Origin of the sequence: Flavobacterium sp. (assembly GCF_049318325.1) — a bacterium.
Classification (GTDB): domain Bacteria; phylum Bacteroidota; class Bacteroidia; order Flavobacteriales; family Flavobacteriaceae; genus Flavobacterium.
This window is the reverse complement of the sequence record NZ_JBMOGQ010000096.1, coordinates 1-9035: the sequence shown is the minus strand read 5'-3', so window position 1 is coordinate 9035 and position 9035 is coordinate 1. Positions and strand designations below refer to the sequence as shown.

At 31.9% G+C, this 9035-nt stretch carries 7 protein-coding genes and 1 pseudogene; 4 read left to right on the top strand and 4 right to left on the bottom strand.

What is annotated here, in order from left to right:
* Positions 1-462: MBL fold metallo-hydrolase (locus tag ACOYLP_RS09020; protein WP_422855845.1), on the bottom strand; the 462-nt coding region annotated here is incomplete at its 3' end.
* A gap of 136 nt (positions 463-598) precedes the next feature.
* Between ACOYLP_RS09020 and ACOYLP_RS09015 the strand changes: the two genes are divergently transcribed.
* Positions 599-2065, top strand: coding sequence for a TonB-dependent receptor (locus tag ACOYLP_RS09015; RefSeq protein ID WP_422855844.1), 1467 nt, complete (start codon positions 599-601; stop codon positions 2063-2065).
* 33 nt (positions 2066-2098) lie between these two features.
* Here the strand turns inward: ACOYLP_RS09015 and bcp are convergent, their stop codons facing one another.
* Positions 2099-2551 carry a thioredoxin-dependent thiol peroxidase gene (gene bcp, locus ACOYLP_RS09010; protein ID WP_422855843.1) on the bottom strand — a complete coding sequence of 151 codons (453 nt, stop codon included), beginning with the start codon at positions 2549-2551 and terminating at the stop codon, positions 2099-2101.
* Between the two features lie 78 nt (positions 2552-2629).
* Here bcp and ACOYLP_RS09005 point away from each other — a divergent pair, with 78 nt between their 5' ends.
* Positions 2630-3313 (top strand): endonuclease III domain-containing protein, encoded by a 684-nt coding sequence (locus ACOYLP_RS09005; protein ID WP_422855842.1) that lies wholly within the window; start codon positions 2630-2632, stop codon positions 3311-3313.
* Positions 3314-3511: 198 nt separating this feature from the next.
* Here ACOYLP_RS09005 and ACOYLP_RS09000 read toward each other — a convergent pair whose 3' ends face one another.
* Positions 3512-4099 (bottom strand): RNA polymerase sigma factor, encoded by a 588-nt coding sequence (locus ACOYLP_RS09000; protein ID WP_422855841.1) that lies wholly within the window; start codon positions 4097-4099, stop codon positions 3512-3514.
* A gap of 304 nt (positions 4100-4403) precedes the next feature.
* Here ACOYLP_RS09000 and uvrA point away from each other — a divergent pair, with 304 nt between their 5' ends.
* On the top strand, positions 4404-7226 hold the full coding sequence (uvrA, locus tag ACOYLP_RS08995) for an excinuclease ABC subunit UvrA (protein ID WP_422855840.1): 2823 nt from the start codon (positions 4404-4406) through the stop codon (positions 7224-7226).
* An 8-nt stretch (positions 7227-7234) separates the two neighbouring features.
* Here the strand turns inward: uvrA and ACOYLP_RS08990 are convergent, their stop codons facing one another.
* Positions 7235-8419 (bottom strand): M28 family peptidase, encoded by a 1185-nt coding sequence (locus tag ACOYLP_RS08990; protein ID WP_422855839.1) that lies wholly within the window; start codon positions 8417-8419, stop codon positions 7235-7237.
* A gap of 280 nt (positions 8420-8699) precedes the next feature.
* Here ACOYLP_RS08990 and ACOYLP_RS08985 point away from each other — a divergent pair.
* A pseudogene (locus ACOYLP_RS08985) lies at positions 8700-9035 on the top strand (hypothetical protein); the annotation flags it as partial.

Below are 9035 nucleotides of genomic sequence, written 5' to 3'. Positions count from 1 at the left end.
ATGATTCACTTGTATGGGAGTAATTTTAGTTTGCCCAATTATAAAATCTTCATTATTATTTACAGCAAAAGTCTGAACTCCAGGTGCACCAGGATATTTATTTTCGGTTTCAAAAATATAATCAAATCTCCTATTCAGGTTTTCTAAAACCCGAGAATGACCATAAATTGGAATATCTCTTTTTTGTTTAAAGAAAAATGGCCGGATATCATCTAATCCCGCAGTGTGATCGGCATGCTCATGTGTGAAAAGTATTGCGTCTAGGGTTGAGCAATCAGAAATTAGCATTTGCTGTCTAAAATCGGGGCCGCAATCAATAACTATTGAATTATCTTCCCAAGTAACCCAAACGGAAACGCGTAACCTTTTATCTTTTGGATCTGAACTTTTACAAACAGAGTGATTACTCCCAATAACGGGAATGCCTTGTGAAGTACCAGTACCAAGAAAATAAACTTGCATTATTGCACGGTTTTTAATGTTCGAATCAACTACTTATAAAAGTAATTTTTTCAATGTAAATAATTACAAAAATAGCAGTTAATTCTCTTTAATAAAAATAGGTATTTTAGTAACTTTGCGTATTATTAATAATTTCATGGAAAGATCATCATCATTTATAAAATTAAAAGGCGATAAAGTTATCGAGCAAATTCCTTCGTTAAAGGATAAAGCGATGAGAATTAACTTTAACGAAAATATTTACGGAACTTTTGCAGAAATTGGCGCAGGCCAAGAAACAGTTAGACATTTTTTTAGAGCTGGCGGTTCGTCTGGAACCATAGCAAAAGCAATGTCTGCTTACGATAAAGATTTCAGTGATGCAATTTACGGTATTGAAGACGATGGTAGATATGTAACTGAAAGTCGTTTAAAAAACATGTTAAGTCACGAAGTGGAATTGATTGAAAAACGATTAAGTAGAGACAAACATCCAAATAAAATGTTTTTCAGTTATGCTAATACGGTTTCTACTATCGATTTTGCAAAACAATTTAAAGGCCATGGTTGGGTTGGAATAAAATACCAAGTTGAAGCTGAAGAAGATTATAACGAAATCATATTGCACATACGTTTCAAAGAAAATGATGCCAGATTACAACAGGAAACTCTCGGGGTACTAGGTGTTAATTTGATTTTTGGTGCTTTTTATAAGTATAACGATCCAAAAAAATTATTGCGTTATCTCTATGATCATTTAGATAAAGACCAACTTGAGATTGATACTATTAACTTTTCAGGCCCGCGTTTTGCGAATGTTGATAATAGATTGATGAGTTTACAATTAGTGAAAAATGGAATGACTGATGCCGTGATGTTTGGTCCGGACGGAAAAAATATTCTTCCTGCAGCCATTTTATACAAGAAGAATATTTTGGCATTACGAGGTAGCTTCCGACCTGTTACACAGGTAAATATGGATATGTACGAGAGGTCATTAAAAATGTTCTTGGAAGAAAGTAAAGTCGAAAAAGATAACTCCTTGGTAATTTTTGAAATTACGTTATCAAATCTGCGTTCTGAAGGCGAAATTGATGAAAGAGATTTTATGGACAGAGCTGAATTGTTGTGTGCACTAGGTCAAACTGTAATGATTTCAAATTTCCAGGAATATTATAAAGTAGTCGAATATTTTTCTAGTTATACCAAAGCCAGAATGGGATTGGCAATGGGAGTGAATAATTTGATTGACATTTTTGACGAAAAATACTATCGCCATTTAAGTGGTGGAATTCTAGAAGCTTTTGGAAAATTATTTTATCGTGATTTAAAAGTTTTCTTGTATCCAATGGAAGATGAAAACGGAGAAATAATTACTTCTCAAAATCTAAAAGTACACCCGAGAATGAAAGAATTATACAAGTTCTTTGCTTATAATGGAAAAGTAGTTGATATCACAGATTTTGATAAAAGTCATCTTAAAATTTTCTCACGTGAAGTTTTGAAAATGATTAGTTCTGGAACTCCAGGTTGGGAAAAATTATTACCTAAAGGAATCTCAGATATAATCAAACAACACCAATTATTTGGTTATGATCCTAACAAAGTTTTAGAAAAAGCATAAATAAAAAGCCAAGAAATTATCTTGGCTTTTTATTTATTTTAATATTTGAGCGGCGTGTGCCTTTGTTTTCACATCGGAAATGACTTCATCAATTATTCCTTCTTCGTTAATAATAAATGTAGTTCTATGAATACCATCATATTCTTTTCCCATAAATTTTTTACGGCCCCAAACACCAAACGCTTGTATAACAGATTTCTCTTCATCTGCCAATAACGGGAAAGGAAATTCGTATTTTGTTTTAAATTTACTCTGTGATTTAGCACTATCGGCACTAACTCCAAGTAATGCAAAATTATTGGCTTTAAAGCGTTCGAAATTATCTCTCAAATCACAAGCTTCTGCTGTACATCCTGGTGTATCAGCTTTTGGATAAAAGAAAACTACTAATTTTTGGCCTTTATAATCGGCTAAATCATGACTTTTGCCATCTTGGTCTTTTCCGGAAAAATTAGGTGCCTTATCACCTTTTTGTAGTGTTGTCATTTAAAAAGTCGCTAAGTTAGTGAGTTAATTAGATACTGATTTTAATTTATTATTTTTACACTTCAAATTTAGTTTAAAATGACCAAAAAAGAACGTGCAACATTTGTTATAAATACGTTAAAAGAACTTTACCCCGAAATACCAATTCCACTCGACCATAAAGATGCTTATACTTTGTTGATTGCTGTTTTGCTTTCGGCTCAATGTACCGATGTTCGTGTAAATCAAATTACTCCTATCCTTTTTAAAAAAGCAGATAATCCCTATGATATGGTAAAATTATCAGTAGAAGAAATTAAAGATATAATTCGACCGTGTGGACTTTCTCCAATGAAATCAAAAGGGATTTATGGATTATCGGAAATTTTGATAGAAAAGCATAACGGACTTGTTCCGCAATCATTTGAAGCATTAGAAGTATTACCGGCAGTTGGACACAAAACCGCTAGTGTTGTTATGGCACAAGCATTTGGAGTTCCCGCTTTTCCTGTTGATACTCATATTCATCGGTTGATGTATCGTTGGAATTTAACCAATGGTAAAAATGTTCAACAAACTGAGAAAGATGCCAAAGCAATTTTTCCAAAAGAACTATGGAATGAATTACACCTCCAAATTATTTGGTATGGAAGAGAATATTCTCCTGCAAGAAGTTGGGATATTGAAAAAGACATCATTACCAAAACAATTGGGAGAAAATCAGTTTTGGATGAATATTATAAAAACATCCCGCCTCGTTTTAAACGAGACGGGATATCTTAATTAGCTATAAAATCGAAATTAACATTAACAATCTTAACAATATTTAATGCACTAGAATATTGAAGTATTAAACGAATCGTTTCTTTTTTAGGTAACATTTTTTTTGGAGCTAATTTCCTTTTAGAGTAAAGTTTTGCCATATATAAAATCTATTTTTTGGATGTTTATATAAAAACGCAAAAAAATACTTTTTATTGTCTATGAAGGTAAATAAATTTTATTTTTTTCTATTACCTTTCTTAAATTAGTGATAGCATAACGCATTCTCCCTAGGGTAGTATTGACACTAACTCCAGTAAAATCCGCTATTTCTTTAAAACTCATGTCTGAAAAATAGCGCATCATAATTACTTCTTTTTGATCATGAGGCAGCTTTTCAATTATCTTTTTTAAATCAATATCTACCTGACTTTTGATAAGTGTCTTTTCAATATCAAGAGAGGTATCTTTTATATTCGAAAAAATAGAAAATTCTTCTGTGTCTCTTTTTAGAGGCATTTTTTTGTCATTACGGAATTTATCCACAATCAAATTACTAGCAATTCGCATAACCCATGATAGAAATTTGCCTTCCTCATTGTAGAATTTTTTCGATTTTAGTGTGTGAATAACTTTAAAGAAAGTTTCTTGAAAAATATCTTCTGAAACATCTCTATCTGAAACTTTGGAATAGATATATCCGTAAATTTTTGATTGATGTCTATCAATTAAGATTGCTAAAGCGTTTTCATCGCCAGCAACATACTTGTCAACTAATTGAGCATCCGGAAGTTGAGATTTAGCCATAACAATATCTTTTAGTGTAGGTTTAAAAAAGAGTTTTTTATCTAAAAGTAATTGTCTTGAATAGGCAAATCAGAATTAAGAATTAATATTAAATCAAATTTAACATAAAATTTATTTAAAAAACAAATTAAATATAAAAAAAATAAAAAGAAAAGTTAATAGGTAGTATTTTATCTTTCATATATTTTGATAAAAATATGCCTAACTTGTTAAATAAATTATAGAAATAGATACTATTGACCGCAACTTGCCATAAGAAATAAATTGAGAATTGACTACCTTTGCAGTCATTCCCTATTTTACTATGAAGAGTACAGAAATTGCTACGTTACAACCCAAAAATAATATCCTAATCAAAGGCGCACAAATTCATAATTTAAAGAATTTAAATGTAGTCATTCCACGAAATGAATTAGTAGTGATTACCGGTTTATCTGGTTCTGGAAAATCAAGTTTGGCTTTTGACACACTTTATGCTGAAGGACAGAGACGTTATGTAGAAAGTTTATCATCATACGCCCGACAATTTCTGGGTAGATTAGACAAACCTAAAGTGGAGTACATCAAAGGAATTGCACCTGCGATTGCTATTGAACAAAAGGTTAATACCACAAATGCCCGATCTACGGTTGGAACTTCTACCGAAATTTATGATTATCTGAAACTACTATTTGCACGAATTGGCAAAACCTTTTCGCCAGTTTCTGGAAATGAAGTAAAAAAGGACACCGTTACCGATGTCATTTTTAAAGTTAAATCATTTCCTTTAGATAGCAAATGGTTACTCTTATCTCCTATTCACTTAGAGCAAGGGCGACAATTGGAAGACAAACTGAAAGTATTATTACAACAAGGTTTTGCTCGTATTTTGGTTAATAACCAAATGGTACGTTTAGACGACATCTCTCCCGAAGTTTCGGGATCGCTCGATGTGACAAAAATGCACGAATTAGATAATAAAGACATTCTTTTAATTATAGACCGAATCGTAGTTAAAGAGGAAGAGGAATTCTTTAACCGTTTAGCTGATGCAATACAAACAGCTTTTTTTGAAGGTAAAGGTGTTTGCCATCTTCAAGATTTGGATACGAATAGCCGTTTAACTTTTAGTTCAAATTTTGAGTTGGATGGCATTACCTTTTTAGAACCAAATATTCATCTGTTTAGTTTCAATAATCCTTACGGAGCTTGCCCAACTTGTGAAGGTTACGGCAATATTATTGGTATTGATAATGAATTGGTTATCCCAAACACAGCGCTTTCTGTTTATGAAAATGCGATTTTTCCATGGAGAGGTGAAAGCATGGGTTGGTATCGTGATCAATTAGTAAATAACGCTTATAAATTTGATTTTCCAATTCACAAACCGTATTTTGAGTTAACTGAGGAGCAAAAAGAATTGATTTGGAAAGGCAACAGCTATTTCAACGGACTTGATGATTTCTTTAAGGAATTGGAAGAGAAAAATTATAAGATCCAAAACCGTGTAATGCTATCACGATATCGTGGTAAAACCAAATGTACTACTTGTAAAGGGAAACGTTTGCGCAAAGAAGCTAATTATATCACTATTGGAGGTCAAACAATTTCGGAAATGGTAGATATGTCTATTAAACGATTAATTCCATTTTTTAGAGAATTACAACTTTCAGAATACGATCAAAAAGTTGCTAAACGATTACTTTTAGAAATTAATAACAGATTAGATTTCTTAAGTGATGTTGGATTAGATTATCTGACTTTAAACAGAAATTCAGCAACACTATCAGGTGGTGAATCACAACGCATTAATTTAGCTACTTCACTTGGAAGCAGTTTAGTGGGTTCGATGTATATTCTTGACGAGCCAAGTATTGGACTTCACCCAAAAGATACCAAACGCTTAATTAAAGTACTGAAAAACCTTCGTGATCTAGGTAATACGGTTATTGTAGTTGAACATGATGAAGATATTATGAAAGCTGCTGATAGAATTATTGACATTGGTCCAGAAGCTGGTACTTTTGGCGGTGAATTGGTAGCTGAAGGTACATTTACTGAAATACTAAAAGCTGATTCTTTAACGGCTAAATACCTTAATGGTGAATTAGAAATTTCAGTTCCAAAAAAGCGCAGAAAATCTAACAATTTCATTGAAATAAAAGGCGCTCGTGAAAACAATCTTCAAAATATAAATGTTGCTTTTCCATTAGAAAGTTTGACCGTAATTACCGGAGTTTCAGGTAGTGGAAAAAGTACCTTAGTAAAGAAAATTCTTTTCCCAGCCATGCAAAAAAAGTTGGAAGGCATTGGAGATAAAGCAGGTCAATTCTCAGAAATATCTGGAAGTTTTTCACATATAAAACACATTGAATATGTAGACCAAAACCCAATCGGAAGAAGTTCGCGTTCGAATCCGGTGACTTACATAAAAGCCTATGATGATATTCGCGATTTATATGCCAAAGAAAAACTATCTAAAGTTCGTGGTTATCAGGCCAAACATTTTTCATTTAATGTTGATGGCGGTAGATGTGAAACCTGCAAAGGCGAAGGTTCAATAAACGTAGAAATGGTTTTCATGGCCGATGTTTCTTTGCCTTGCGAGACTTGTGGCGGCAAGCGTTTCAAAAAAGAAGTGTTGGAAGTAGCTTTTGAAAACAAAAACATTGACGACATTTTAACAATGACAATAGATGATGCCATTGCTTTTTTTACTGAAAACAAACAGACAAAAATTACTCAAAAACTCCAACCTTTACAAGATGTAGGTTTGGGTTATGTGCAACTTGGACAATCATCTTCTACCCTTTCGGGCGGTGAAGCACAACGTATCAAATTGGCTTCCTTTTTAGTAAAAGGCGTCACCAAAGAAAAAGCATTATTTGTATTTGACGAACCAACTACAGGTTTGCATTTTCATGATATTAAAAAACTATTAGCGTCATTCGAAGCTTTAATTGAAAAAGGACATTCGATTATTGTAATCGAACATAATTTAGATTTAATAAAGTGTGCTGATTGGATTATTGATTTAGGTCCGGAAGGCGGAGAAAATGGAGGACAACTTCTTGCTGTTGGAACTCCAGAAGAAATAGTTAAGAACAAAAAATCTGTTACTGGTAGTTACTTAAAAGATAAGTTATAGAAAAAAAATTACTCAACTAAAATCTTTTTTGTAATACGATTAGTAGAAGTTTGCATAACTGCCAAATACATTCCTTTTGACAAACCATCCAATGAAACTGTCTCTACTAAATGAGCATTTTCGATATGTTTTTTGAAAACTATTTTACCTTGTAAATCAATTAGAGAAAAAGAATATTGTGTATCAGCTAGATCACCTAAATTAATATTTAAAACATCTTTTGCCGGACACGGGAAAAAACTAACTTGATGAGTATCATTTAAATCATTCAAATCAAGAGCAGTTGTTGAAGCTTTTGCGAAATGAAGCATTGCTCCTGTAGCTGCTTTAGCTATATTATATACATAAACAGGGTCCATATTAATTAGTAAATCTGTAGCTGTATGTCTGTGTGGTGTTTCATTCTTTTCGAAAAAACCCGTAATTATTTCATTATTATCTTCAAATGGCATATAATCAGATGCATAGGCATAGCTAAGAAAAGTATTCAAAGGCGAATATAACTGAACACAGTTTATCAATTCGTTAGTTATTGTGTTTGATGCTGCATTATTAGAAGTTGGACTTCCGGTATCTCTTTCACATGTAATCGTATCGTTAATCATATCAGCTCTTCCTCCTACTTCATCAATATTAAAAACTAATTTAATATCCATTTTAGGGTTAGTGCCGTTCACTACTGTTGAAACAAAATTTTGACTCCCTATTAATCCATCTTCTTCTCCGCTGAAATTAATAAACTTAATTGAATACTCTGTGGGTAAATCTTTTAATAACCTAGCAACTTCAAAAATTGTAACAATACCACTTCCATTATCATTAGTACCTTTACCTGTTAACGTATCATAATGACCACATAAAATAATAAATGTGTTAGGATAAAGTGTTCCAACTTTTGTAACAACCAAATTTTTACAAGTAGCAGAACCGTTTGTAAAACTGTATTCTTGCATTTGATTAGTTGTATAGCCATAGCTTAGATATTCTGCTTTTAACCAATTAAGGGTATTTTGTAGAGGTGAAGTTCCTTTTCTTTTTACACCAAGGTTTTCAAATTCGGTTAAGTTATTCAGCACATTAGATTCAGAAACTTGACTAACGATAGTTCCATAATAAGGAATGTATTCTTGACTGTGTCCCTTTGTTACTAATAATAATAAAGCAAATGAAAATTGTAGTAGGTTTTTTTTCATTAGTAATTTAAATAATATAGATTTTATTAAAACTGTAGCAAATGTAATAAATAATCAAAACAAATTATAACTGAAAATAATAAATTAAATCAAAAATTATAATGCAAACTATTTATTAAAGAACTGAATATCTTTTAGTTAATTTATATTAATCAAACCTTAAGAAAAGTTTTTATGTCTTTGGCATGTTCATTGAAAATGGGGATAACATCAGAAATACTTTCTGTTCGAAGAAGCTGAAAATCGAAAGAGTAAGCAAAACTCATAAAATGAATAGATCATGAAAAAAATTACCTTTTTAGTAGCAAGCGTTTTAATGACAAGTACTTTATTAAACGCAACCGAAGTAATAAATACTTCATTTGAAAATAGAATGAGTTTCAATTTTGATGAACCAATCTCATTCAACGAACGAGGAATTGAGTTTTTCGTTTTTTTGAATGGAGAATTTGATTTTAACACTCGTCCAGACGATAACGAAGGTGACTATTTTTACAAAAGCGCAGGAAAAAGAGGAACTGTTCAAGAAAAAAGAACTTTGAATTATGGAACTAGAATAGAGCATGATAGTTTTGGTAGAGTTAGACGGATTGGCAACACGTTTATCAATTATGAT

Excerpts from the sequence above, each read along its gene's own strand:
- ACOYLP_RS09015 (WP_422855844.1), top strand. The coding sequence starts at position 599 with ATGGAAAGATCATCATCATTTATAAAATTAAAAGGCGATAAAGTTATC.
- bcp (WP_422855843.1), bottom strand. The coding sequence starts at position 2,551 with ATGACAACACTACAAAAAGGTGATAAGGCACCTAATTTTTCCGGAAAA.
- ACOYLP_RS09005 (WP_422855842.1), top strand. The coding sequence starts at position 2,630 with ATGACCAAAAAAGAACGTGCAACATTTGTTATAAATACGTTAAAAGAA.
- ACOYLP_RS09000 (WP_422855841.1), bottom strand. The coding sequence starts at position 4,099 with ATGGCTAAATCTCAACTTCCGGATGCTCAATTAGTTGACAAGTATGTT.
- uvrA (WP_422855840.1), top strand. The coding sequence starts at position 4,404 with ATGAAGAGTACAGAAATTGCTACGTTACAACCCAAAAATAATATCCTA.
- ACOYLP_RS08990 (WP_422855839.1), bottom strand. The coding sequence starts at position 8,419 with ATGAAAAAAAACCTACTACAATTTTCATTTGCTTTATTATTATTAGTA.